General features: G+C 64.7%; 25 protein-coding genes. 18 read left to right on the top strand and 7 right to left on the bottom strand.

Annotation, left to right across the window (positions count from 1 at the left end; genetic code table 11):
- Positions 1 to 10 precede the first annotated feature (10 nt).
- The 3 genes from ABD188_RS18500 to ABD188_RS18490 are packed head-to-tail and all read left to right on the top strand — an operon-like array spanning position 11 to position 2,909.
- On the top strand, positions 11 to 889 hold the full coding sequence (locus ABD188_RS18500; RefSeq protein ID WP_344065824.1) for an amidohydrolase family protein: 879 nt from the start codon (positions 11 to 13) through the stop codon (positions 887 to 889).
- Positions 890 to 905: 16 nt separating this feature from the next.
- Positions 906 to 1,358, top strand: coding sequence for a MaoC family dehydratase (locus tag ABD188_RS18495; protein WP_344065821.1), 453 nt, complete (start codon positions 906 to 908; stop codon positions 1,356 to 1,358).
- Between the two features lie 36 nt (positions 1,359 to 1,394).
- Positions 1,395 to 2,909, top strand: a complete 1,515-nt coding sequence (locus tag ABD188_RS18490) for an acyl-CoA synthetase (RefSeq protein ID WP_344065818.1) — start codon at positions 1,395 to 1,397, stop codon at positions 2,907 to 2,909.
- Between the two features lie 301 nt (positions 2,910 to 3,210).
- Here ABD188_RS18490 and ABD188_RS18485 read toward each other — a convergent pair whose 3' ends face one another.
- Positions 3,211 to 3,582, bottom strand: a complete 372-nt coding sequence (locus tag ABD188_RS18485) for an amidase family protein (RefSeq protein WP_344065815.1) — start codon at positions 3,580 to 3,582, stop codon at positions 3,211 to 3,213.
- Positions 3,583 to 4,079: 497 nt separating this feature from the next.
- On the bottom strand, positions 4,080 to 5,321 hold the full coding sequence (locus tag ABD188_RS18480) for a PucR family transcriptional regulator (protein WP_344065813.1): 1,242 nt from the start codon (positions 5,319 to 5,321) through the stop codon (positions 4,080 to 4,082).
- Positions 5,322 to 5,390: 69 nt separating this feature from the next.
- Here ABD188_RS18480 and ABD188_RS18475 point away from each other — a divergent pair, with 69 nt between their 5' ends.
- The 12 genes from ABD188_RS18475 (at position 5,391) to ABD188_RS18420 (ending at position 16,976) form a co-directional block, all read left to right on the top strand.
- Complete coding sequence (locus tag ABD188_RS18475; protein WP_344065811.1) at positions 5,391 to 5,567, top strand: hypothetical protein; 177 nt, start codon at positions 5,391 to 5,393, stop codon at positions 5,565 to 5,567.
- A gap of 31 nt (positions 5,568 to 5,598) precedes the next feature.
- Positions 5,599 to 6,978: a hypothetical protein gene (locus ABD188_RS18470; RefSeq protein WP_344065810.1), complete on the top strand. Its 1,380-nt coding sequence runs from the start codon at positions 5,599 to 5,601 to the stop codon at positions 6,976 to 6,978.
- Positions 6,979 to 6,981: 3 nt separating this feature from the next.
- Positions 6,982 to 8,049 (top strand): alpha/beta fold hydrolase, encoded by a 1,068-nt coding sequence (locus ABD188_RS18465; RefSeq protein ID WP_344065808.1) that lies wholly within the window; start codon positions 6,982 to 6,984, stop codon positions 8,047 to 8,049.
- 46 nt (positions 8,050 to 8,095) lie between these two features.
- Positions 8,096 to 8,785, top strand: coding sequence for an MFS transporter (locus ABD188_RS18460; protein ID WP_344065805.1), 690 nt, complete (start codon positions 8,096 to 8,098; stop codon positions 8,783 to 8,785).
- Entirely contained in the window at positions 8,760 to 9,383 is a 624-nt protein-coding gene (locus ABD188_RS18455) for an MFS transporter (protein ID WP_344065802.1), read from the top strand. The genes ABD188_RS18460 and ABD188_RS18455 overlap by 26 nt, the downstream gene beginning before the upstream one ends.
- A gap of 176 nt (positions 9,384 to 9,559) precedes the next feature.
- Positions 9,560 to 10,585, top strand: a complete 1,026-nt coding sequence (locus tag ABD188_RS18450; protein WP_344065800.1) for a LacI family DNA-binding transcriptional regulator — start codon at positions 9,560 to 9,562, stop codon at positions 10,583 to 10,585.
- 127 nt (positions 10,586 to 10,712) lie between these two features.
- Positions 10,713 to 11,528, top strand: a complete 816-nt coding sequence (locus ABD188_RS18445) for an ATP-binding cassette domain-containing protein (protein ID WP_344065797.1) — start codon at positions 10,713 to 10,715, stop codon at positions 11,526 to 11,528.
- Positions 11,529 to 11,609: 81 nt separating this feature from the next.
- Entirely contained in the window at positions 11,610 to 12,689 is a 1,080-nt protein-coding gene (locus ABD188_RS18440) for a sugar ABC transporter substrate-binding protein (RefSeq protein WP_344065794.1), read from the top strand.
- Positions 12,690 to 12,804: 115 nt separating this feature from the next.
- A complete protein-coding gene (locus ABD188_RS18435; RefSeq protein WP_344065791.1) occupies positions 12,805 to 13,671 on the top strand; it encodes an ABC transporter permease in 867 nt (288 codons plus the stop codon).
- Positions 13,668 to 14,684: an ABC transporter permease gene (locus tag ABD188_RS18430; protein ID WP_344065788.1), complete on the top strand. Its 1,017-nt coding sequence runs from the start codon at positions 13,668 to 13,670 to the stop codon at positions 14,682 to 14,684. Before ABD188_RS18435 ends, ABD188_RS18430 begins: the two co-directional genes overlap by 4 nt.
- 34 nt (positions 14,685 to 14,718) lie before the next feature.
- Positions 14,719 to 15,936: an SGNH/GDSL hydrolase family protein gene (locus ABD188_RS18425; RefSeq protein ID WP_344065785.1), complete on the top strand. Its 1,218-nt coding sequence runs from the start codon at positions 14,719 to 14,721 to the stop codon at positions 15,934 to 15,936.
- Positions 15,933 to 16,976, top strand: coding sequence for a family 43 glycosylhydrolase (locus ABD188_RS18420; RefSeq protein ID WP_344065782.1), 1,044 nt, complete (start codon positions 15,933 to 15,935; stop codon positions 16,974 to 16,976). The genes ABD188_RS18425 and ABD188_RS18420 overlap by 4 nt, the downstream gene beginning before the upstream one ends.
- Before the next feature lie 157 nt (positions 16,977 to 17,133).
- Here the strand turns inward: ABD188_RS18420 and ABD188_RS18415 are convergent, their stop codons facing one another.
- Positions 17,134 to 18,357, bottom strand: a complete 1,224-nt coding sequence (locus tag ABD188_RS18415) for an FAD-dependent oxidoreductase (protein ID WP_344065779.1) — start codon at positions 18,355 to 18,357, stop codon at positions 17,134 to 17,136.
- A 193-nt stretch (positions 18,358 to 18,550) separates the two neighbouring features.
- Between ABD188_RS18415 and ABD188_RS18410 the strand changes: the two genes are divergently transcribed.
- Genes ABD188_RS18410 through ABD188_RS18400 form a run of 3 tightly spaced genes read left to right on the top strand, consistent with a single transcriptional unit; the run spans position 18,551 to position 22,084 of the window.
- Complete coding sequence (locus ABD188_RS18410; protein WP_344065776.1) at positions 18,551 to 19,516, top strand: fumarylacetoacetate hydrolase family protein; 966 nt, start codon at positions 18,551 to 18,553, stop codon at positions 19,514 to 19,516.
- The gene (locus tag ABD188_RS18405) at positions 19,513 to 20,109 is read left to right on the top strand and encodes a cupin domain-containing protein (RefSeq protein WP_344065773.1); all 597 of its coding nucleotides are present in this window, start codon (positions 19,513 to 19,515) and stop codon (positions 20,107 to 20,109) included. The genes ABD188_RS18410 and ABD188_RS18405 overlap by 4 nt, the downstream gene beginning before the upstream one ends.
- A 49-nt stretch (positions 20,110 to 20,158) precedes the next feature.
- Positions 20,159 to 22,084, top strand: a complete 1,926-nt coding sequence (locus ABD188_RS18400; RefSeq protein WP_344065770.1) for an acetoacetate--CoA ligase — start codon at positions 20,159 to 20,161, stop codon at positions 22,082 to 22,084.
- Between the two features lie 4 nt (positions 22,085 to 22,088).
- Here the strand turns inward: ABD188_RS18400 and ABD188_RS18395 are convergent, their stop codons facing one another.
- Genes ABD188_RS18395 through ABD188_RS18380 form a run of 4 tightly spaced genes read right to left on the bottom strand, consistent with a single transcriptional unit; the run spans position 22,089 to position 25,538 of the window.
- Entirely contained in the window at positions 22,089 to 22,448 is a 360-nt protein-coding gene (locus tag ABD188_RS18395; RefSeq protein ID WP_344065767.1) for a hotdog fold thioesterase, read from the bottom strand.
- On the bottom strand, positions 22,445 to 23,299 hold the full coding sequence (locus ABD188_RS18390; protein WP_344065764.1) for an ABC transporter substrate-binding protein: 855 nt from the start codon (positions 23,297 to 23,299) through the stop codon (positions 22,445 to 22,447). Before ABD188_RS18390 ends, ABD188_RS18395 begins: the two co-directional genes overlap by 4 nt.
- Positions 23,299 to 24,522 carry an acetyl-CoA C-acyltransferase gene (locus tag ABD188_RS18385; RefSeq protein WP_344065760.1) on the bottom strand — a complete coding sequence of 408 codons (1,224 nt, stop codon included), beginning with the start codon at positions 24,520 to 24,522 and terminating at the stop codon, positions 23,299 to 23,301. The genes ABD188_RS18390 and ABD188_RS18385 overlap by 1 nt, the downstream gene beginning before the upstream one ends.
- Complete coding sequence (locus ABD188_RS18380; protein ID WP_344065757.1) at positions 24,519 to 25,538, bottom strand: VOC family protein; 1,020 nt, start codon at positions 25,536 to 25,538, stop codon at positions 24,519 to 24,521. Before ABD188_RS18380 ends, ABD188_RS18385 begins: the two co-directional genes overlap by 4 nt.
- Between the last annotated feature and the right edge of the window lie 24 nt (positions 25,539 to 25,562).

Raw genomic sequence — 25,562 nt, 5'->3', positions numbered from 1 at the left:
GTCTAGGATCATGACGCACTACGAACCCGCGATCGACGTCGATGCGCTCACGGCGATCGACGTGCACGTGCACATCGAGATCGACGCGCACGGCCACTCGTCGCTGCCGGCCGACCTGGAGGCGGCTGCATCGAAGTACTTCAAGGCCGACGGCCCCCGGCCCGACCTCGACAGCGTGGCCGCGTACTACCGTGAGCGCCGCATGGCGGCGGTGGTATTCACCGTCGACGCTGAGACGCAGCTCGGCCAGCCGCCGATATCGAGCGCTGACATCGCAGACGGTGCCGCCCGTAACAGCGACGTGCTCATCCCGTTCGGCTCGGTCGACCCGCGCCGCCCCGACGCTGTCGACCGGGTGCGGCGGCTGGCCGAGGACCACGGTGTGCGGGGTTTCAAGTTCCACCCCACCGTGCAGGGGTTCGACCCCAGTGACGTCCGGTTCTACCCGATCTACGAGACGATCCAGAATGCCGGCATCCCCGCGCTCTTCCACACCGGCCAGACCGGTATCGGCGCGGGCCTTCCCGGCGGACGCGGGCTGCGGCTCGCCCTGTCGAACCCGATGCGGCTCGACCCCGTCGCAGCGGACTTCCCCGAGCTGCAGATCATCATGGCCCACCCGTCGGTGCCGTGGCAGGACGAGGCCCTCTCGGTCGCCACCCACAAGCACAACACCTGGATCGACCTGTCCGGCTGGAGCCCGAAATACTTCCCCGAGTCGCTCGTCCGCGCCGCGAACTCCTACCTCAACGACCGGGTCCTGTTCGGCTCGGACTTCCCCCTCCTCACGCCCGACCGCTGGCTGCGCGACGTCGAGCAGACCGCGATCAAACCCGACGTGCTGCCCGCGATCCTCCGCGACAACGCCGCCCGACTGCTCGGCCTCTGACCCCGAAAGGCACCTCATGACCACCACATATCCGTACGCTGACGCCGCAGGCCTCGCCGGCACCGACCTCGGCTTCACCGACTGGATCGACGTCACCCAAGATCGCGTGAACCTGTTCGCCGACGCCACCGACGACCACCAGTGGATCCACGTCGACCCCGAGCGCGCGGCATCCGGACCCTTCGGCGGCCCCATCGCGCACGGGTTCCTGTCGCTGTCGCTCACCGTGAAGTTCTGGTCGGAGCTGTTCGACCTCGACGGCGTCACCACCAAGGTCAACTACGGCCTCGAAAAGGTGCGCTTCGTCTCGCCCGTCACAGTCGGCGCCCGCATCCGCGGCGGCGCCGTCATCGCCGAAGTCACCGAAGTGCCCGGCGGATACCAGTTCGCGGTCGACCAAACCATCCAGATCGAAGGCGGCACCAAGCCTGCGGTTGTCGCCCGCGGGCTGTACCGCTTCTACGCGTAGCCGCGCTCGTCATCAAACCTCGACGGAGAGGATGCCATGCACCACCCCGGACTCGGCTCTTGGATGCGTAAGAGACGCCTTAAGACGCCCGACAAGACCGCGCTCATCTACGACGACGGTTCGACGGTGACGTATAAGCAGCTCGCTGATCTCGCAGACCGAGTGTCGGGACTGCTGTCATCGCGCGGCATCCGCAGAGGCGACAGCGTCGCCTACATCGGCGAGAACAGCCCCGAATTCCTCGCCGCTCTCTTCGGCTGCGCCCAGGTGGGGGCGGTCTTCGTCCCCGTCAACACCCGCCTGGCGCCACCCGAGATCCTCCATATCCTCGCGGATTGCCGCGCACGGATGCTGATCCGCGACCGCGAGTTCTCCGAGCGGACCGCCCCGCTCGTGTCCGCGGTAGGAATCGCCCACGTCGTGGAAGCGGGCGATCTGCGGGGGGACTCACCCGACGGGGTACAGCTCACGGCCATCGACGCGTTGCCGGATGATCCCGCCGCGGTCATCTACACCTCGGGAACCACTGGCCGCGCAAAGGGGGCGGTGCTGACGCATCAGAACCTGACCTGGGTGGCGCTGAACTCGCTCATCGACTACGACATCGTGTCGACCGATGTCGCGCTGATGATCTCGCCGCTGTTCCATGTCGCGTCTCTGGGCATGGGCGCGCTGCCCGTGATCCTGAAGGGAGGAACGATCGTGCTTGAGAAGGGCTTCGAGCCCGGGCGAGCGCTTCGCCTCATCGCGGATCACGGCGTCACGATGCTGAGCGGAGTCCCCACCACCTATCAGCTCATGGCTGACCACCCCGACTGGGCCAAGACAGATCTGTCCACCCTCAGCAAGCTCACCTGCGGTGGTTCGGCAGTTCCCACCCGCATCCTCAACGCGTATGAGGAGCGGGGGCTGCACTTCTCGCAGGGGTACGGGATGACGGAGACATCGCCCGGTGCGACATCCCTCTCGCCGTCGATGACGCGTTCGAAGCAGGGCAGCGTCGGTCTGCCGCACTTCTTCACGGACGTGCGTATCGCGCACGAGGGCGGGCCAGATGTCAGCCCGGACGCGGTCGGTGAGATCGAGATCGCGGGGCCCAACGTCTTCCCCGGTTACCTGCACTTGCCCGAGGCGACGGATGCCGCGTTCACAGGGGATGGCTGGTTCCGCTCTGGCGACCTCGGCCGCCTCGATGCCGACGGCTACCTCTACATCTCCGACCGACTCAAAGACATGATCATCTCCGGCGGAGAGAACATCTACCCCGCCGAAGTCGAGAATCTCATCGCCCAGATACCGGGCGTAACGGGGGTAGCGGTCATCGGAGTGGCTGACGACAAGTGGGGAGAGGTGCCCTGGGCTGTTGTCACATTGAACCGTCCGACATCGACCGTCGTCTCCACCGAATCCGTACGTGCGCAGCTCGATGGCGATGTCGCCCGATACAAACTGCCGCGGCACGTAGTCATCGTCGACGAGCTGCCTCGTACGGCCTCTGGGAAGGTCCGCAAAGCCGATCTGAAGGCGCTGCTCGCGGGGAAGCAGCCGTGATGCTATCCCGCAACTGCTCGGTGCCATCGGATCGCAAGATCAGCTGCGAGGTCGGCCCGCCGCGTGCACTCACTCTATAGATGATGATTCGTCGAGAGTTGAGAGCTATTAACGCACAATCGCGCGCCATGGGTCCACTGGACGACATGTCGCGTGGTAGGACTGGCTCGCGAGGGTGGCGGGGTGCTTTGTCGACACCGGTGATGGCAATAGCACCGATAGCGACTTTCCTCGACACGGCGGCCCATGACTGTGGCAGTGTCGGAGAACGTCGTGATCGGAACCATGCCCATCCTGCTGATCAGGCCGGTGCTGGGACGATAGCTGACCAGCGACATCCGCGCAGAAGGGGTATCACCGATCCGCCTGTGTCACCGCCGAAGGTGATCGCCGCGAGCGCAGCCGCGGCGGCAATACCTGAGCCGGCGCTGGAGCCACTGGTTTCGTAGCTCGAGTCGTACGGGTTCAGGGGTTGTCCGCCGAGAGAGCTGTATCCCCAGCTGCTACCGCCGTCCCGGAACGCAAACTCGACCATCGTGGCCTTCGCGATGATGACAACGCCGACCGCCTGGAGATTGTCCACGACGGCGGAGTCGCTGGTCGCGACGTTGTGAGCAAGGGCGAGTGAGCCAGCACAGGTCACTTGACCCTTGATGTCGAAGTTGTCCTTCACGATGGATGCAGAGCGCGGGACTAAGAACAAGGTCAAACGGCCGAGGCATCCGGCGAGCCGAGAGCGACTCGCGTGCGCCGCGCCGTCGCTAGGGCACACGGGCGCCGGTGGGCGACTTGGCATCGCTGACCGCGAGTACCAGGTCGGCTGTGGCTACGTCTGCAGTCGTATGGAAACATCTGACCCAACCGCGACCCGCAGTGGAAAACGCTGATCGATGCCCTACAGCAGTTCCTCTAGAGCACTCATTCCGACTCAGACGAGAGCAGTCGCACCAGGCACTGAGTCTGTCGTGCTGACTCTTGGACATCACTGACGGCGTCTGCAATCTCTGAGCACTCACATCAGCCCGTCGGTCGGCCTTTGACGGTGGAGTCTCAGCACTCGCACAGCAGATCGTTAGCGAGCTTGTCGGCAGTTCCTCCCAACGATCCCGCTGCTGCCGCTGCGTCGGCACCGCCGCCCGCCGAGCAGATCCCGCAGCCAGAGTGGTCGTGTCAACGTGGGTGAGCCTTGTTCGCCTCGACGTCTCGAATGGCGAGGGCCGCGAACGCGGCTGGACGAGCTGAGGGGTCACTTGCGTCAAGCGCGCATTCTTCCGCTACTCGGGAGAGCCTGTAGTCAACGGTATTGGGGTGCACGTGAAGAGCGCGGGCGGTGCCGCGTCGGTCAAAGCCGGTAGTCACGTATGTGCGCAGCGTGCGTTCCCAGTCGGGGTGGTCATCGAGGGGTTGAAGTCGGCGGGAGAGTAGATCGCGGGCGGGGCCGGGACGCGTGAGTTGGTAGAGCACTGGAATGTCATCGAGGAACCATGCGCCGGCTGCCTGCCCCGTTGACTTGACGAGTTCGAGGACTTCTTCGGTGAGAACTGCCGCCGCAGGAACGTCGTTGCATGTGGCGATCGCGCAGGCGGCGTATACCGGCGCGGCTAGAGCACCTTCGAGCTCAGTGATAAGTAGACGGACTGACTCGACCTCATCGGAAGGCGCAATGACGGGGAGCGGCACAAGGGCGGTGCCGCCCGGGTCGCGGATAAGGGCGAGGTTGTCGCCCGTAGTAAATTCGTCAAGGACGCGGTTGACGGTGTTGGAACGACGGTGCTGGTCAAGTTGTGCTGCTCGCCCAGGTGGCGCTGGTTCGGGATCGGTGGGCTGTTCGAGGTGCAGGCTGAGGATGAGGTAGCGAGTCGCGAGGGGTATGCCCGCTCGATTAGCGACGGTCTCGGGTTCGGTGCCGTTCAGCAGTGCGGAGTAGACGGCGTATTTGGCATCGCGTTCGCCAATCGTTACGCGTGCGGCTTCGTGGTGGAAGCCTCTCAAGACGAGGGTGGACACTTCGCGCAGGTAGCGGAAGACTCCGGCGGTGATTTCGATGCTGCGGGTGGCTTCGTCAGGTGCTAGTCGGTTCACGATGGTCCGCCAGATCACGGCGGCGACGTCGACGTAGTTCCGCATCACCTCTTCGATGGGTGCACCTTCGCTTGCGCGTCGAGCAGCGGATGCGACGAGATCGCCGGCGGCTTCCTCATTGAGTGTGAGGTCGGGAGTTCCGAGCATTTGGATGTAGAGACCAATGTTGTAGTCGACGATCCAGCGAAGTTCGGCGGCCTGATCACGCTCGGGTTTGAGTTGCCTCAGGCTCGCCATCACGAGATCTCGGCGATGCTCGGCCAGCCACTCGTCAGCGGCGCGGCCGCCAATCGTCCAGAGCTCGGGCTCCCTGCGGTTCGGAGATGTCACAAGATTTCCTCGCTCAACATTGGGATATGGCGCGTATCTTTTGTGTCGCTTGCGCCTCAGGCTTAGATCATGTCACTGAAGGCCCCACCAATGTCGGTGCGGCGAATCATCCTCCGCGGGTCGATCGCCGAGACATTCGTGTCGCACCAGGCGATGCTCATCACCATCCCGATCACGCACGCCATCGCCGTGGCCGCCGCGACTTTTCCTGCCAGCCGGACCGCGGTGGCCGGTAACACCAAATGATTCGATCCCTTAGCGAGGAGAGCGCCCCCGCATGAACCGCATCCATCCCGACGACTTCATTTCCACCGACGAACTGGCTCGATGGCAACAGGATCTGGATGACCGTGGGCTCCGCGCCACCGGGTCGGCCGAGCACGCCTCCTATATCGCAGACCTCGCGGACCGTCTCGAAGCAGCCGGCGTGCGTGACGTGCACCTCGAGCCCATCCCTTTCCAACGGTGGGCCCCGCGCATCTGGTCGTTGCAGGTGGACGGCACTGACGTTCCCGTCACCTCGTACGCGTCCTACTCCGGATCGACCGGACCGCAGGGCGTGGCCGGCCCGCTCTCCGCAGTTCCAACAGCAGGAACTATCGGCGTGATCCAGGTGACCCCCCCGGTAATGCCCTCCGCGATGTTCGACAGCCTCGACTGGGGCGCGCCCGCCCTCCCGCTTCACGCCGAGGGTTACAACCCCAATACCCCGTACAAGCGGCTGTGGCTGCCCAACGGGATCAGCGAACAGCTCGTGCTCTTCGAAGAAGCCGGCGCTGCCGGACTGATCCTGGTCATCGATCTCCCGGAAGAACAGGTCCGTGGTGGCTACCTCGTCTACGACGGGGTGTTCCGGGACCTGCCGACACTGATCGTCTCCGGCGAAGCGGGAGCCGCGATCCTGAACGGTACCGACGCGCACCTCACGCTGGACGCAGAGGTCGTCTCGACCATCACCCACAACGTGGTGGGAACCATTCCCGGTCGTTCCGACGAACTGGTGGTGCTGCAATCCCACACCGACGGAACCAACGGCGTCGAAGACAACGGTCCCGAAGCGATCATCGCCATGGCGGAGCACCTCGCCCGCCGCGACGATCTCGCCCGCGGCGTGGTAGTTCTCCTGTCCGCCGGGCACTTCGCCATCGAACTCGCATGGGGCGTGGAAGCGTGGCTCGCCGCGCACAAGGACGACCTGGTACCCAAGGTGGCGGCCGCGATCTGCCTGGAGCACCTCGGGGCGCTTCCCAGCCGGTCGGATGTGGAATGCGGCACCGACGTGTCACCGTACGAGTTCGGAGCGTTCTTCTCGAGCCCACACCCGGTGATAATCGACTTGCTGCGGGCATCACTGGATCGCGCAGAAGTGACCGAGTCGCTCGTCCTCCGCCCGTTCGTGCCTCTGCCCGGTAACCCTGCCGTGATGATGTGGCCAGGAGACGGCGGCCCCTTCTGGCACACCGCGGGCCTGCCTGCGGGCAACTTCATCACCGGCCCCGACTACCTGCTGAACGTCGAACCGGTCATGGAATTCATTGACGTGGATGCTTTGCGCCGCCAAGCGATCGCGTTCACCGAACTGATCCTCGACCTGACCGACGCGGACTGGGACGACTTGCACCGCCACGCGCCCCTCGCGACGGTCGCGAACGGATAGACGGTGACCATCCGCAGTCGGCGCCGGCCGGCGGGGTCGAGGACCCAGATCGGGCGCCTCATCGCGATATCTGTGCTCGCAGCTGCTGTCGTCGGGTGGCTGGGGTACAAGGTGCGGGCATCCCGGATGCCCTGGCAAACCACCCCGCCGCTCAACGACAGCGCGATCACGTCGGCTAGCATCGCTCACGTCGAGGACCTGATCGTCGATGCGGAACCGATTCATTGCGCCCCGTGGGATATCGGCACCGGGGTGGCCGGATACGTGTGGCGTGCAGAAAGTCCTCGCGGAGTCGTGCTCTTCCAGGCCGGGTGGGGGGATTACGCCGAGCGGAACGTTCAGGACTCCGCGGGACTGTTCACCCATCTGCTGGCGAATGGGTTCTCCGTGTACGCGTTCGACATGTGGGGCAGCGGGCGATCCCCGGGGCCTCGAACCATCACCGGCGCAGACCATGCCATCCGCGACCATCTGACCGCACGCGCGGCAATAGCCGGCAGCAGGGACGGCGGGCTGCCGCTCTACCTCGCCGGCCACTCTTTCGGCGGCCTGGTCACCATCTCCAGTGCACTTGACAACCCCGAGGGGATAGCCGGTGTCATCCTCCTCGCTCCGGGCGTGAAATACGTAGCGAGCGAACCCTTGCTCGCGTTCGCCCGGCTCGCCGGGTTCTTTGCACCCACCGCCAAACTGGCCGCCGTCCCAGCCGCCGCCGTCGCCGACGGAACTGAGGGGATCACCCGCGATCGTGTCGCGCTGGCAAAACTCGAGAACGACCCTCGAATCGTGACAGGAGCGCGGATGAACATGCTAACCGCGGGTACCGCCGGAACGCGGTCCGCACGCAACTGGTCGCGTTACCAGGAGCTCACCATGCCACTGCTGGTCATTCACGGCACCGCGGACACGTCCACCGACCCGGACGGCAGCGTCGAGCTCGTCGCCGCTGCGTCATCCGCGGATAAGCAGCTCATCCTGATCCCCGACGCCCGCCACGACCTCCTCGACGATCTCGACGCGACAGAGGTTCGCACCGACGTCCTCGCTTGGCTCACCGCCCACACCAGCTGACGCGCTCCTGCCTCAGCCCGCCAACACATCGAACAACGGAGTTCCCATGCCTCAGACCACTGCGCTGCCTACCGTAAGTCCGCAACGCACCCCGCGCGGATATGTCCTCACTTTCTCGCTCTCCAACTTCGGTCTCTATCTCGCCGTGCTCGCCCCGGCGGTCGGCGGGCTGTCCGTGAAGATCCAGAGTCTCGTTGGATTAGATGCCGCGCCCTCCCAACTCGGACTGGTCGTCGGGGTCGCTTCCCTCTTCGCGCTGATCGCCCAGCCCATCGCCGGACGACTTTCCGATCGGACGACATCCAAGTTCGGTATGCGACGCCCGTGGATCATCGCGGGTGCGACCGCCACGACCATCGCCCTTGTCTTCTGCGGGCTCGCCCCGAACGTCGGCTTGCTGCTGGTGTGGTTGTGTGTCGCGCAGACCACCGTGCAGTTTGCGTTCGCTGCCCAAGGTGCCACCCTCGCCGACCAAGTGCCCGAGGAGCGTCGCGGCGGTGTTTCGGGGATTGTCGGCGCGATCTCACCGATCTCGCTCGTGGTTGGCGCGGTGCTGCTCACTCTGCTGCCCACCGACCTGCTGCGGTTCGCAGTCCCCGCCCTCATCGGTATGGTCCTCGCCCTCATCTTCGCTTTCACTCTCAAAGACCGGGTGCGAGTGAACCCCCCCCACCACGCCGTGGAGCGTCAAGCAGGTCCTTTCCGCGTTCGTGTTCAACCCGCGCACTCACCGTGATTTCGGGTGGGCGTGGCTGAGCAAACTTCTGATCCTGTTGGCGTACGCCGGTATCGCCACCTACCTCACCCTGTTCCTAGGCGAGGTCTACGGGATGGACATTGGCGAACAGCTCGCGTTCAACGCACTGGCGCAGATCATCGGTGTGGCCACGGTCGTACTGTTCAGCATTGCGGGCGGGTTCCTCTCCGACCGCCTAGCTAAACGCAAACCGTTCGTCTTCTGGGGCAGCATCATCATGTCGTTCGGCATAGCCTTCGTCGCCGTCTCACCGTTGTTCGGACAGAGCGGGCTGACCATAATCCTGCTTGGATCGGCAGTGGTCGGTGCAGGAGCGGGCCTCTTCTTCGCCGTCGACCAGGCACTCTGCATCGCCCTACTACCCAACCCGGAAGACACTGCCAAAGACCTCGGCGTACTTAACATCGCCAACTCGCTACCTTCCTCGCTGTCACCGTTCCTTGCCGGAGTCGTCGTTATCCCTGTCGGAACCGCGCTCTTCGGCGCCGGCGGCGGGTACATGCTCTGGTTTGCAGTGGCGGCCCTCGTCGGAGTCGTGGGTGCGGTGCTGGTTACCCGCATCCGAGGCATCGACTGAACCGAACCCGGAACCCCGGCAGCAAGTGGACCGGGGCCAATCCTTCGACGGCCTCGATCCCTCGACGTTCGGCAACTTGAGCCCGAAGGAGGACGAGGACCCGCGGCTGTTGGTATCGCGAGACGTTCAGGTCCGCATCGTATGCCCTCCGCATGTGAAGTGCTTTACTTGGCCTCATGAGTGAAGCCTCGCCCGCCAACCAGCGGCACCCGACGATCTACGACGTCGCGCGGGAGGCGAATGTCAGCATCGCAACGGTCTCCAACGCGATGAACAAGCCGGCTCGAGTGGGCGCCGCCACCCGGAAGCGCGTGCTCGAAATCGCCAATCAGATGGGTTTCGTCCCCAAGTCCGAGGCGGCGACAAGGGCGCGGCGACAGGTAGGACGTGTCGCGGTGATCGCCCCGTTCTCGTCATACCCAAGCTATCTTCGCCGTCTGGTCGGCGTGATGCAGACCCTCAGCGGGACCGATCTCGAACTGGTCTTGTATGACCAAGAATCGGCTGCGATCTCCGCATCGCCCGTACTGGCGTCGCTGCCTGTCCGGGGCCACCTTGACGGGGTTATCGTGATGGGCCAGCCCATCGACGACATGATCGAGCTCCGCCTACACGAACGCGGACTACCCGTGGTGGTGGTCGACGCCGAAAGCCCCCGCTACAGCGCTGTCACCGTCGACGACGTACAAGGGGGCCGCGAGGCCGCCAGACACTTGCTCGAGCTCGGACACCGAAGCCTCGGGTACATCCAGGAGAGCCAGTTCGCCGAGTACGTCTCCCAGGCCCAACTGCGATTCGACGGCGCCGCCGAAGAGTTTCGCGCTGCCGGTGGCGAGGTGATCGTGGTCTCCTGCGAGGGCAACCAAGCTGCCGGCGGGAGAGCCGCCCGGCAACTGCTCACCCGCCCAAGCCCTCCTACCGCTGTGATGGCACATTACGACGACCTTGCGCTTGGTGCCCTGCGCGCAGCCCGCGACCTCGGTTTCCGCGTCGCAGAGGATGTCTCGATCATGGGCTACGACGACGGGCCGGCCGCAGACGCCGCCGACCTCACCACCATCCGCCAACCCTTCGAGGAGACTGGCATCGCGGCCGTGCGTCTCCTGCTCGCCGCCATCGCACAACCGACTCCGCGATCGATCACCAGGCTGCAGACGAGCGTCACCGTGCGGAGCACGACTGGGCCAGCACCCGTCCGTTAGCCAGACCCACACGGGCGACTCCGATTGTAAAGTGCTTTACTTAAAGCGCTTGACGACGCTAACCCGTCACGCCTATCGTCTTCCTCACGACGTGCAAGACACGACTTCAATGGGGAAGGTACCGGCAATGACACCTGCGTCACCGACGGCCGTACGAGATGAAGAAGCAGCGCCTGCCGCCCGAGAGGTTGTGTTGCGTGCAGAGCACATCGCCAAGCGGTACGAAGCGGTTGTCGCTCTGGCTGATGCGTCGATCACCCTTCGCGCCGGAACCGTTCACGGGCTGGTCGGCGACAACGGCGCAGGCAAGTCGACATTCTTGAAGTCGCTGTCCGGTGCCGTACACGCCGATTCGGGGTCGCTCGTGATCGACGGAGAGGCGGTTGTTCTTCGAACGCCCCACGACGCGCTGGCAGCCGGGATCGAGACGGTCTACCAAGACCTCGCACTAGTCGACACTATGAATGCGTACCAGAACGTCTTTCTCGGTCGCGAGGAGCTTTCCCGTGCAGGCATCCTGAGGTTCTTTGGGTTCCTCTCCGATCGGTCGATGCGCCGGCAAGCACGCGCCGCCCTGGATGAGTTAGGCATCGGCATCCCGTCGATCAAGGCCAGCGTGAAGCAGATGTCCGGCGGCCAGCGCCAGTGCCTGGCGATGGCGCGAGCCATCCTCTGGGGCAAGCGGATCGTCATCCTGGATGAGCCCACTGCCGCCCTCGGTGTCCGAGAGACCGCGCAGGTAGTGGAAGTGATCAAGAAGCTTCGCGATCGCGGTGTGGCCGTCTTGCTCGTCACCCACAACATGGCCCAGCTCGAGGAGATCGCAGATTACGTCACGGTCATGCGGCTGGGACGCACCATCGCCCACCGGGAGATGGTCGACACCCCCATCAACGACATCGTCGGCCTCATCACCGGTGCCATCCGTCCCGCAGCGGACTGAACCCGCTCCGTTCGGCAAAGACCGTCACAGCCCGCCGTCTGCTCGCAATACCCGTCCCATCACCAAAGAAGGTAGATCGCCATGTCAACTAGAACTCGTTCACTCACCCTCGCCACCGTCGGAGTCGGTCTCGCCCTCGCCCTCAGCGGCTGCAGCGGAGGGGGCGAAACCAGCCCCAGCGGCGCCGCCGCCGCGGAGGACTTCACGCTCTGCATGGGCGTCGGCGGCAAGGATGCCGGCTCGATGGCACAGGGCGACGCCGCCGAGGCCTTGGCGGAGAAGAACGGCTGGAAGTACTACGAACTCAACAACAACAGCGACGGACCCACGGCGAACACGAACGTGGATCTATTCATCCAGCACGGCTGCAGCACGGTCATGGAATTCAACTATGCCGGCACCCAGGAAGTCATCCAGCAAAAGCTCGAGACCGCCGGCATCCCGGGTATCACGTTCGACCTCCCTCAGAAGGGCATGTACCTGGTCGCGGTCGACAACGAGGGGGCCGGCAAGGACACCGGAGTTGCACTCGGTGAGGAGGCGAAGTCGATGTGGGACTGCGACGCGGACCTTGTGCTACTCGGCGAGCAGGCGAACGCCGGACCCGTCAACGATCTCCGCGTCGGTGGATCCGAAGACGGACTGCTGTCCGTCTGCCCGAACATCGACAAGTCCAAGATCGTCAACTTTGAAGGCGGCAACACGGTAGATACAGCGACCACCGCCGCCCGTGACGCGCTTGTCAGCCGTCCCGAGGCCGAGAAGATTCTTACCCTCGGAATCGGCGACAACACAGTCTTCGCAGTCCTGCAGGCCGCCGATCAGCTGGGCCGGGGAGCGAACACGTTTGGTTGGGGTCAGGGCGCGTATCTGCTCAGTGGAGACAGCACGCCTGCCGGGCTCCTCGGCGATTCGGTGTACTTCTTCGAGGATTACCCGATCGCAGCGGTCGATCAGCTGGTGAAGAAGATCGCCGCGGGCGATGCACCCGCAATGGCAGACACTCTCGAGGATGCCGCTGTCTCCATCTCAGCCTGCCTCACCGATCGACAGCAGACGCTGGATATGCCTGCCATCGACATTCGGCTCAAGCAGCTGATCGCCGACGGACTGTCCAGCAACGCGTACGACACCTTCTGCCCTTCAGCGAGCAATGGCTGAGGTCACTACCCTCCGCGAGCGGGAGGCGCCCCGACTGGGAGCCTCCCGCCTCGCGGCGCTAGGTCCCGCCTTCTGGGCGGGGCTAGCGTGGCTCGTCCTTGTCGTGGTCTCCGTAATGAACCGCCCTGATTTCTGGAGCACTCAGACTCTGAATGCGATCTGCTTCACGATGGCCGTCGCCGGAATCCTCGCCGTCGGGCAGAGCCTTGTGATGATCAGTGGCGCCGGCCTGGACCTGAGCCAGCCGGCTGCTCTTGGTATCGGCGCGGTCGCCACTCTGGAAGCACTGCGCGCGGGCTTTCATCCGATCGCGGTCGTCTTGATCGCTGCTTCGGCCGGCGCGCTCTGGGGCCTGCTGTGCGCTTCCGTCGTGGTGCTCGCAAAGTTGAATCCGTTGCTGGTGACCCTCGCCTTGAACTTCGTGGGCATCTCCCTGCACAGCATTCGCTACCCCGCACCGCTGGCAACTCCCAACTCATGGCTGCGGGACTTCGGAACGGCCAACTTCATCGGCCTTCCCGCAGTGTTCTGGCCCATGCTCGTCATCGTGCTCGTCACCGGCTTCCTCGTGCCGCGCACGCGGTACGGCCGGCGCATGATGGCCGTCGGCGGAGCGCCCTTCTCCGCGAAGGCCAGGGGGATTTCCCTGCCGCGGACCCGGATTGTCGTCTTCGCCATATCCGGCGGCCTCGCGGGCCTCGCCTCCACCATTTATGTGGCATCCACCCCCTCGTTCCAGAGCGGAGCGACCAGCACTTACCTGCTGCCTGTCATCTCCGCCGTCATCCTGAGCGGAATCGCCGTCAGCGGCGGCGTCGGCAATATCTGGGCCCTCCTCATCGGACTCGGATTCCTCTCCACCGTCCCGACTGCCCTTGTCTTCTTCGGACTTCCCTCCGCGTGGCAAAGCGTCGTGCAGGGCGCCATCCTCGTCATCGCCGTCTCCATCGACGGCCTCAGCCGACGAAAGGAACAGTCATGACCGCCACAGCGCTGCGTGACGACGCCATCGACTCACCACATGAGCCCACCGTGGCCGCAAGGATCTGGACCGGCGTCAGCCAAAACTCCATCACCTCGGTGACTATCACTCTCGTGATCGTGCTCATCGTAGGAGCCCTGTGGGCCGGGCCGATCTTCCTCAGCGCGTCCAACCTGGGGATCCTCGCCAGTTCCGTCGCAATTCCCCTCATCGTCGGATCGCTGGCAGCGATCGGATTGCTGGGCGGGGCACTCGACCTCAGCATCGGCGCCCACATCGGCTTCGGGGCGGCGCTCTTCTCCGCTCAGTACGCAGCGGGCGCACCAATCTGGCAGGCCATGGTGGTCACTGTCATCGCCAGCGTGCTGATCGGCGTGGTGAACGCTTTCACGATCGTCTTCTGCAAGGGCAACCCGATTACCATCACCCTCGGCATGCTCGTCGCGCTGCACGGAGCCGCGCTGGTCGCGTTAGGCAAGCCCGGGCAGATCTCTGCGTTCATCCCGGCGCTTTACGCATTCACTGCCGGACGCGTCGGCCCCTTTCCCACACTGTTCCTCATAGGCGTCGTGCTTGTCGTCTTCGCCGCTGTCGTGATGGGACTCACCAGGCTTGGCAGGCATATCCGAGCCGTGGGCGGTGATCCGCGCGCGTCCGAGCGAGCCGGGCTGAAGACCAACCGCATCGTCGTCGGCTTGTACATCCTCGTCGCTCTCGGCGCCGGCTTCGGCGGCGTCCTCTACGCCGGCGCGCTCGGTGGCGCGTCCGCCACACTCGGCGTGGGTCTGGAGTTCCAGATCTATGCCGGCGTCCTCATCGGCGGGTTCAGCCTCCTCCGCGGAGGAGTCGGCAACCCGATCGGCGGCGCGATCGGCCTGATCGTCATCGCCGCCGTAGACAATATGCTCCGACTCAACGGAGCCGACATCAACGTCGCATTCCTCGTGCTCGGGCTCCTCCTGCTCGGCGCGATCCTGCTGGACCGAGTCCGCGGCGGCGAACGCTTCGAATGATGCCCCGCAATCCCTTGCCAACGAAAGGCGCACCATGACGGAGACCCCCACCATTACGACGTTCGGGGAAACAGTCCGCATCGGCGCCAGCGTGGTGCACATCAGCGGACACCTCGAACTGCAGAACGTCGACGGCGCCATCCGGCCCGTTCGCATCCCGCAGCGCTACTGGTCGCACTTCCCTCCTCACTCCGCGCACGTGCGAGCAACCACCACTCGACCCGCAGGCGTGAGGCTCACGCTGACCACCGCGTCGACCGTGGTGAATCTGCGCGTGAAATGCACCAGACTCAAAGTGGCCGACATCCTCGCGGAGGAGAACAGCTTCGTCGCCCGCGTCGACGGTCGCGAGATCGCTATCGTCAAGAGCCCCACCGACGCCATCGAGATGACCAGCCTGACCGGAGACGACCTCGGCACTGAGGACATCCGCGAAAGCTCCCTCCTCGAATTCAGCGGCTTACCCGCCGGTGAGAAGACCGTGGAAATTCTGCTTCCGCAGATCATGATGGTCGACCTCGTCGATGTCTACGGCAACCAGCCCATCGAACCCGGCACACCCCCCGCACGCCCGGTATGGATCCACCACGGCAGCTCGATCTCTCACGGCAGTGAACCCGACAAACCGACCGCGCCATGGCCGTTGGTCGCAGCCGACTACGCGGGACTCAATGTCATCAATCTCGGCTTCGCGGGGCAGTGCATGCTTGACCCCTTCGTCGCCGACGCCATCGCCGCTACGCCCGCTGACGTGATCACCCTCAAAATCGGGATAAACATCGTCGGCGCCCGCGCGATGGACCAGCGCACGTTCGTGCCCGGTGTGCATGGATTCATCGACCGCATCCGGGTCGGGCACCCCACCACCCCGATCGTGGTCGCGTCCTCGCTCCTCTGGCCGGGAAACGAAGACCGACCAGGACCCACCGCACGCGAAGACCTCCCGGGTGGGGCCTACCGGTTCAAGGCCCTTGGCACTGAAGCCGACATCGCCACCGGAGCGCTCAGCCTCGCCATCTCCCGCGACCATCTCCGCCACGTCGTGGAGGTTCGACAGAGCGAGGGGGAGGCCATCCATTACCTCGACGGGCAACTGCTTTACGGCGAAGCGGACACCGCCACGTACTCGATGCCCGACGGCCTACACCCTGACGCCACTCTCTACCGAGAAGTCGGACGCCGGTTCGCAGAGTACGTGTTCGGCGAAGGCGGTCTCATCCCCATCACCCCGCGCGAAACGCTGGACCGGTGACCTACGACTCGATCAGGCCCGGCGCTGAGTGGCTGGACACCGGCGGGAAGCCGATCCAAAGCCACGCCGGCTCGATCTTCCACGAAGACGGAGTCTTCTACTGGTACGGGGAGAACAAGGAGCACACCACGCCTGGCAGCGGCATCTGGCACTGGGGCATCCGTTGCTACTCCTCGACGGACCTCTACAACTGGGAAGACCGGGGCCTGCTGATTCCGCCGACCCCGGACGATCCCGACTCGCCGTTCCACCCCTCACGGTTCGTCGACCGCCCCCACATCATCCACAACACGCGCACCGGCAAGTACGTGTGCTGGGTCAAGATTATGGGCACCGGGCACGAACAGCTCTCCACGATCCTCACCGCGGACGCGTTCCTCGGACCGTACGAAATCGTCAGCAGTGACTACCGCCCGCTGGGTATGAACGCCGGTGACTTCGACCTCGTCGTGGACCCCACGGACGGGAAGGGCTATTACTACTTCGAACGTGTGCACAGCGAACTCATCTGCGCAGATCTCACAGATGACTACACCGCCGTCACCGGGTACTACTCCACCCACTTCCCCCGCGCTCAGCCACCAGACGTTCGAGAAGCGCCGGCATACTTCCGCCGCGGATCCCGCCACCACCTCATCACTTCGGGGACCTCCTGGTACTACCCGAACCCCTCCGAGGTCGCTGCGGCGCCCTCCTACCACGGGCCCTTCGCGGTCCTCGGCGACCCGCACCCCTTCGACACCAGCCGCACGTCGTACCGCACTCAGATCAGCTCAATCTTCCGTCACCCACACAAACGCGACCTCTACATCGCCCTGGGGGACCGCTGGCTGCCGGACCTCGCAGCTGCGGAATCAAACAAGGAAGAGGCCTTCCGCGTGGCATTCACCGAGAATGCAACGGGAGATGCCACAGAAGCGATGGAGCTGCCCGACGCGGACACGTCCCGCGCCGTGTATGTCTGGCTACCCCTTCGATTCGATGAGGACAGGCCCGTGATCGACTGGCGCGACGAATGGCGAATCGAAGACTTCGCCTGATACGCACCGTGGCCCCGTGAATCGGGATCGGCGCGATGCTCGAATAGGTCCACGTCGCCGGGCAGCCGGTCCGCTTCACCAAGTCACTCGGCCTCCTGGCGCAAGTACTCAACGAAATGTGACGCCGCGCTCGGACGACGCGACCAGACTCGACGTGTTAGCCGGCTGACACGTGCGGCGACGGCGCATCTTCGATCAGATCGAGTTGCGCGATCGTCTGCGCCGGAACGGCGTCGCCCTGATTCTTCTGGAGGAACGGGGTGTGGTCGAACATGAAGTCCCTGAGGGGGCGCAGCGGCGCCGGTGCGTGGTGGAAGATCTTGCCTGTGATGTAAGCGCCTTGGCTGACGGGGCCGGTGTGAGGCTTCCGCATGTCCTCGAACCGCTGCAGTGCGTTGATGAGGACCGCCGTGTCCGATCCGTCCACGTCCGCGAGTTCCTTGGCGATGAAGTATCCATCCTCGATGGACATTCCGGCACCGTACGCGGCATAGGGCGATGTGGGATGTGCGGCGTCGCCGATGATCGTGACACGACCCTTCGCCCACTGCTTGATCGGCTCGCGATCGACGATCTCCCAGCGGTGTGTGTTCTCTGGCGGCGTCTTCCTGATGAACGTGGGCAGTGGCTCATCGAAATGGCTCACGCGCTCGAGGGCGTATTTCCGGATGTCGGTTTCCGTGAACGGCTCCTTTGACGTCCACTTTTCCAACACCCACCACTCGTAGCCGTCACGGCCTTCATGACGAATCGGCGTGTAGCTTCCCTGGACAGTGCGGTCGTGTGCGAAGACACCACGCGTGCCGATTGGTTCGTCGCCAAGGAACCAGCCGCCCATGAGGTGTAGACCGTGGTAACGCTTGGGTGAGTCACCCCAGATGGCCTTGCGCACGGAGGAGTCGATGCCATCAGCGCCGATCACTAGGTCGACCTCGACCGGTTCGCCTTCGTCGAACTCGACTCGCACCGAGTCGCCGCGGTCGGAGAGGCCAACGAACTTGTGCGAGAGCTTCAGCACGCCTTCCGGCAGGGCATCGAGCATGCGCTTATAAAGCCCCCAGCGAATCAGCCCGATGAAACCGCCGTTGTACTCACGAGCCACGGCTTCCGGCATACGAAACTCGGCGCGCACTCGTCCGTCGTATCGACGCAACTGAGTGTAAGCGGGCGCGCCGAGGTTCTCCGTATCGACGCCAAGCGCTCGCAGCGCCTTCTGCGGTGCCGGCCACAAGTTGAGAATGTTGCCGGCCGCCTTGACCTCGGGGTATCGCTCGTACAGGCGGACGTCCCATCCCTTCTGGTGAAGCCCGAGGGCCGCGGAGAGTCCCGCGGGGCCCGCGCCAATGATCGCGGCAGTCGGCTTACGCGCCGGTGAAGTCATCCGTCACTCCAATGTGAAGAGTCCAACTGGTCAGATACTAAACGTGCCGTATCGAATGCGCAAGACCACTTGTGCGCACTTGACTAGCATTCGAAACAGCACGTATCGTACACATTAAGTTGATACTCGAAGGAGAGCGATGAAACTGGGACGCATCACCGTATCCGGCCACGACGGAGAGCAGATTCGCGTCGTGGCCGTCGAACCGGAAGCCGGGCGTGTGATCGACCTCGCTCGTGCATTCGCTCTCGCTCTCCAAAGGGGAGGGGCAACTACGGAGCGATCCCGCCAGATCGCTCTTTCGATCTTTCCGGGCAGCCTCTCCGCCGGCATCGCTGCAGGCGACGCGTTCCTCGAGAACGCACACCGAGCGCTGACCGCCGCAGACGACGCATCAACCTCGCTCCATGATGTGACATGGAGGGCGGCGGTGGACCCACCCGTCATCCGTGACGGTCTCACTTTCGGGACCCACATCGAGAACTACTTCCGGAACGTCGTGCGATCCAAGCCTGTGCGCGCGGTGTACGAACGCCCGGGATTCTTCAAGGGCTCGACCGCGACCATTTACGGTCACGACGAGGTCATTCCGTATCCGAACATCTCGGAGAAACTCGATTACGAACTCGAGATTGGGTACATCGTCGGCAAGCCTGGCCGGAATCTAACCCCGGACCAAGCGATGCGGCATGTGTTCGGAATCACGATCTTCAACGACTGGAGCCTCCGCGACGTGCAAGCGCTCGAAGGGCCGATTGGCATGGGTGCCCAGCACAGCAAGGACTTCGCATACGGCATCGGGCCGTGGATCACGACAATTGATGAGATCCCCTCGATTGAGGGGCTGGTGGGCCAGGTGCGCGTAAACGGCGAAGTCCGCGCGGACACCCGGGTGGAGAACTTCGTCTACACGCCGGCCGAGCTGGTTGCATACGTCTCGATATTCGACGGCCTGCAACCAGGCGACCTCATCGGATCAGGGACGATGGGGTTCGGCGCAGGGGTTGAGATCGACCGGTTCGTGCAGCCGGGGGATGTCGTCGAGCTCGAGTTGGAGGGCGTCGGCACTCTGAGGAATCAGGTCTCCCCGGAGAAGGAGGTTCCACCGTGGTGGCCGGAGCCGCGCCCCTATCCGTTCGACGACGAGGTGGACGCGTGACCCGCCTGCCGGTGCGCCGCGTCGTCACTGGCCACGACGACACAGGCCGGGCAATCATCCTCGCAGACGGGCCCGCGCCGCACTCGTTCGAGTCCGACGCGATCCCGGGGTTCGGTGCGACGGTGGCGTGGACTACACCGCCCGGCCGCATCGACCATGTCACTGATCACGATCCTGCAGCCGCTGACGCGGACATCCCCTCCTTTCCCTCGGAAGGTCAGACAATTCTTCGGATCGCGGACTTTCCGCCTGACGCCGTCTATCCCGATGCCGCAGACTCGGTCATCTTCACTGAGATCGACGGTCATGAAGCCGCAGAAGCCGGCAGTGAACACAGCGACGGCAAGCACTTCTGGTTCCATCGCACCGACTCGCTGGACTACGCGGTGGTGCTCTCCGGCGAGATCACGCTGCTCGTTGACGAGGGGGAGTCGACGGTTGCCGCGGGCGATGTCATTGTGCAGCGGGCCACCAGCCATGCCTGGTCGAACCGAACGGACAAGACCGCCCGGGTGCTGTTCGTTCTGATCGGCACTCCACCACTTGCTGCGTCACAGATCGCGGCGCAGCGACAGGGCGCGCTGAAACGGTGAACCGTCCATGATCGTTGATGATCACGCCGCGGTCGGCGATGTGATCTGGATGCCTGACGACACATTGATGTCCGCGTCGGGTGTCGCACGCTTTGCCGAGTTCCTCCGGGTGCGTGGTATCGAGCCCGGTGCTGACTACTTTGACCTGTGGCGCTGGACCGTGGACGAGCCGGAACGGTTCTGGGAACTGTTTGCAGAGTTCGCTGGCGTCGACCTCGGTGGTGATGCCGGACCAGTGGTGACCACTGATCCGATGCCGCACGCCCGATGGTTCGAAGGCCGGACGGTCAACTTCGCCCGGCAGCTGCTCGAAGGCCACGACGGAACCGCGCTCATCTGTGTGGCGGAGGACAACCACTCCCGCGAGATCTCCTGGAAGGAGTTGCGCCAGCAGGTAGCCGGGACGGCTGCCTACTTGCGCGCGGCCGGGGTGGGAGTCGGCGACCGAGTCGTCGGCATCCTTCCCAACGTCCCGGAAGCGGTCGTCGGATTCCTCGCGACCGTGTCGCTCGGCGCGGTGTGGTCGGTCTGCGCGCCAGAGTTCGGCCCCGGGGCAATCGTCTCCCGCTTCAAGCAGCTCTCCCCGAAGGTCGTCATCGCCGCGCCCGGGTACCGACTCGGGGGCCGTGATCGTGACCGGCGGGCCGAGCTGGCCGAGATCCTCGACGCTCTGCCGACCGTGCAGAGCGTCGTCTGGGCAACGGGACACACCAGCATCACGCCCCCGCTCACCAACACCACCGCGGTCGACTGGGAGGACGCGATCACGACAGGGGGCGACCTCGAATACGCGGACGTCGAGTTCAGCCACCCACTCTGGGTGCTCTTCTCGTCAGGGACGACGGGCGTACCCAAAGGCATCGTTCACGGTCACGGCGGCGCCTTGCTCGAAATGCTGAAGATGCTGCTTATCCACTCCGACCTGCGCCCCGGTGACCGCTACTTCAATGTCGCCTCCACGAGCTGGGTGCTGTGGAACTCACTCGTGTCCGCGCTGGCCATCGGCGCGACGGCAGTCCTCGTCGACGGCAACCCGACGTTTCCTTCGCTCGACCGTGTTTGGCGGGTCGCTGCGGATACGCGCACCGCGGTGCTCGGAGTCAGCGCCGGCTTCGTCCATGCCTGCGCGAAGGCTGCGCTGGCTCTCGATGACGAGCATGAACTATCGGCGCTGCGGTGCGTGCAGGTGACGGGGTCGCCGCTGTCCGCGGACGGCTACCGCTGGGTGTATGCGAACGTTGGGGATGTCTGGCTGAGCTCGATGAGCGGCGGCACCGACATCGCGTCGATCTTCGTCGGCGGCGTTCCGACGCTCCCAGTTCGTGTCGGATACATTCAGGCAGCTGCGCTCGGCGTACGTGTCGAGTCGTGGGACGAGCGCGGCAGCCCGACTCGAGGCAAGGGCGAGCTCGTCATCACGCAGCCCATGCCCTCGATGCCATTGCATTTCTGGGGCGACGACGGTTCCCGCTATCTCGCCAGCTACTTCGACACCTACCCCGGGGTCTGGCGGCACGGTGATTTCATCGAGTTCGACGATGCCGGCATCATCATCCACGGCCGCTCCGACTCGACCCTCAACCGCAATGGGTTGCGCCTGGGCTCGGCCGACATCTACACGGTCGTCGAGGCACTTCCCGAGGTCGCCGAAGCACTCGTCGTCGGAGCTGAGATCGGCGCTGATGACTACTACATGCCGCTCTTCATCAAGCTCGCGCCTGGGGCGGAGGACGTGGCCGCGAGTGCTGCGGTCGTCGCCGCGATTCGAGCGCATCTTTCGGTGCGGTACTTGCCGGACGAGATCATCGTCATGCGCGGCATCCCGCACACGAGGACGGGGAAGAAGCTTGAAGTGCCGGTCAAGCGTCTCATCCAGGGAGCCGACCTGGCGGATGTGGCAGACCTCGGTGCGGTCGACGACCCCGCGCTGATGGAAGAGTACGCGGCATTCGCAGCCGCACTGCAGGCCGAGTGAAAGGTCAGCGCGATGTGAGGCGCGCGTGACCGCGGACGGCGGCGATGATCGTGTCGCCGGCGCGCACGGTGACGTCGACGAGGGAGTTGGTTCCCCATGAGGTGCTCGTCGTGGCGGTTGCGGTGATCTCCTCCCCAGGGCGGCTCGGCGCGATGAACGCGATCTGAGCGTTCAGCGTCGCTCCGTCCCGCGGGATGATCGCCGCGTGGGCAAGGGCCGCGTCGGCGAGGCTGAAGATCACCCCGCCGTGCAGATAGCCGGAGCCGTTCACGTGCTGCTCCGTGACCGTCATCTGCAGGACGGCGGTACCGTTGCCCTCGGAGACGACCTTCGCACCGAGCCATTCCTCGACCGGTTGTCTCATGAGGCCTGCTTCGGCTCGCTGGCGAACGAGGCATCGAACAGGCCGCTCAGATCGCCCTGGTCTTCCGGCAGAAGCTGCAAGTCGCGGCGAACCCCGGCGACGATGATCAGACCGGAGACATCGATGCGCAATGTCCGGGGACGTTCGTTCCACAGCGCCGTGGCAGCGGAATCCGGCAGGCCAGTTCCGGCGAGCAGTGCGATGCCTTCCTCGTCGGTCAAGCGACGGGCGAGTTCCACCGCCTGCTCGAGTACCCGCACGTATCGCTGCAACTCATCTCGACGAGAACTAAGGATGTCCTCGCGGGTCACGAGGACTTGCCCGGGATAGCCCGGGAGGAGCTCGTTGATCGACGCGAGCCGGTGCAGGCCATGCTGTTGCGCGATCGTGTCGAAAGGTGGCCCGAGGAGCGTCGCATCCACGTCGCCGGCGACGAGCGCCTGCATCCGCTCTCGCACACCACCCACTTCCTCAAACCGGACGGTGACTGCCGAATCCGCCAGAATCCGACGCGCGGCCAACGCGAACCCGTTGTCGAGTGCGTCCACAGCGAAGGTGCGGTCGGTGAGGTCCTCAAGGTGTGAGATGTCTGGCTGTGTGAAGAGCGCCAGGGGAGTCGTTCGCTCGGTCTGGGCAATCGCTCGTAGGCGGATGCCACGGCGATTCCAGGCGAACAGGTTGTCGAAGGCGGTCACGGCGAGGTCTTGTTCGCCAGCCGCGAGCTGCTCGAACTGCGCGTCGCTGCCCCGGGTGTCGGTGGACGTGACGTGAACACCGGCGCGATCGAAAAGTCCTGTTTCAGTTGCGATGATCATCGGGACGGGCGGGACGAAGTGAGACTGGCGCAGCATCAGTGGATCCTCTCGATGATCATGGCCATGCCCTGTCCGCCTCCGACGCAGAGGGTGGCCAGCCCCAGTGCCCCATCCGTGTGCTGGAGCCCGTTGATGAGCGTTGTGAGCAACCGCACGCCGGTCGATCCGAATGGGTGTCCCAGGGCGATCGCGCCTCCGAACGGATTGACCCGATCGGGGTGTGCGCCGAGTTTGCGGACAGTCGGGACGACTTGAGCGGCGAAGGCCTCGTTCAGTTCGATGATGTCGATGTCGTCGATCCTCAGTCCGGCCTGTGCGAGGGCCTTACGGGAAGCCTCGATCGGTCCTAGCCCCATGATCTCGGGAGACAGTGCGGATGCTGACGTCGCGATGATGCGGGCTGACGCGGTGGCGCCGAGTTGGACGGCACGTTCGGCACTCATTATCAGCGCCGCGGACGCGCCGTCATTAAGTGGGCTCGAGTTCCCGGCGGTCACTGTCCCCGCGGGGTGGAAGGCGGGGCGCAGTTCAGCAAGGACCCCGACGGTCGTGGCAGGGCGGATCCCATCGTCACGATCGATCACCGAGCCGTCCTTGCGTCGGTATGGTGTGATCTCGCGTGCGAAGAAGCCGGCCTGCTCCGCGGCCGCCGCACGGCGCTGGGACTCCGCCGCCCACTCGTCCTGATCTTCGCGCGTCGTGCCTGTGACACGCGCGACGACCTCAGCGGTGATGCCCATCGAGACATAGGCATCCGGAAGTACACCCCCGAGGCGCGGGTCGCTCCACTCCTCCGCATCGGCGAAGATGTCCTCGACGCGCGCGGCGGCATCGCCGAACGCAGGGTGACGACGTAGTTCCACGGGGAGCTGATGGGAAACGGACTCCACTCCACCGATCAGGAAAACGTCGCCGTCCCCGGCGCGGACGGCGTTCGCCGCCATCCGCGCCGCCTGCAGCGACGATGCGCAGAATCGGTTGACGGTCACCGCCGGGAGCGAGTCATACCCGGCGAGGATCGCGATGCGCCGGGCGATATTCTCATTCTGAACGCCTTCGGGCACGGCGCAGCCCAGGTAGAAGTCCTCAATCATGGCCGGGTCGAGACCGGGGACGGCGTCGAGTGTCGCTCGCAGCACGCTGACGGATAGATCCTCGGGTCGCTCATCGACCAGCGCGCCCTTCCGTGCGCGTCCGATGGGTCCACGGCGGGCGGCGACGATGACTGGATCGCTGCCCGCCGTCAGGTCGCGGGTCACGGGTTCGCGTGCACCGCGGCCGCCGCGATCAGGTCGGCCTCTGTTCCCGGGACGATTCCCTGCTCCGTCGCAGTCGGCTTGGCAGCCGGTGGGAAGGCTTCGAGCATGGACTGCGGGAGGGTGACGTTGCGGAACATGTCGTTCGGGCCCTGGCTGAGCTCCCACGTGTTCGGCTTCCAGTCCGGGACATAATTCCGGTAGCCCCCGGAGTTGACTTCAATGCGCAGCCCGCTTGCCTCGCGGAAGTACAGGTAGTTCTGCTCACCGATACCGTGGAAACCGGGGCCGAACTCGATCGGCACGCCATTCTCTCCAAGGACGTCTGCGGCTTCGGTGACCTGGTCGGGGGTGTCCAGCCAGAACGCGTAATGGTGGATCCGTCCGGGGACGTCGGAGGAATCGAGCAGGATGCCCAGGTCGTGCGACTTCTCATTGGTAGTGGTGACGCCGAAGAAGGTGATCCGCGGCTCTGGCAGCTTCGCGAACGCCATGATCCGGAATCCGAGCACCTCGTGGTACCAATTCGCGAAGCCTTCAACGTCGGGCGAGGCGATCGTGACGTGGTCGAGCTGGCGCGGTGCAATGCCAGTGGTGATGCGCTTGGCGGGACGGTCGGGGTATGTCGAGGCGTCCTCGCCTTCGGCCTTGTAGAGCTCCACCTCCCAGAACAGCTGCATCGTGTGACCGTATGGGCCGGTGAATTCGTAGGAGCGGCCGAGGCCGTCCGCCGGCCCAAGCCACTTGCCGCGGAAGTCGGTCGCTTCGATGCGCTCGACGACGAGGTCGAGGTCCTCATCCGAGTTGGTGCGCCACGCCATCCGGACCATTCCACTCTGAGCGCCGGGGCGCAGCACGACGCTGTAGGCGTAGTAGTCGCCCCAGCAGCGCAAGAAGACACGGTCGCCGTCACGGCCAACGACTTTGAGTCCGATCTTGTTCTCGTATAACCGGACGGACTCGTCGATGTCGGTGGCGTAGATCTCGACGTGCGAGAGGTGGGACAGGTACTTGCTCATCAGTGAGTCCTTTCGATGACGTGA

This window comes from Microbacterium pumilum, from assembly GCF_039530225.1.
In the GTDB taxonomy this organism is placed as follows: domain Bacteria; phylum Actinomycetota; class Actinomycetes; order Actinomycetales; family Microbacteriaceae; genus Microbacterium; species Microbacterium pumilum.
The sequence above is the reverse complement of the archived record's forward strand: the minus strand, read 5'-3'. Positions and strand labels throughout refer to the sequence as shown.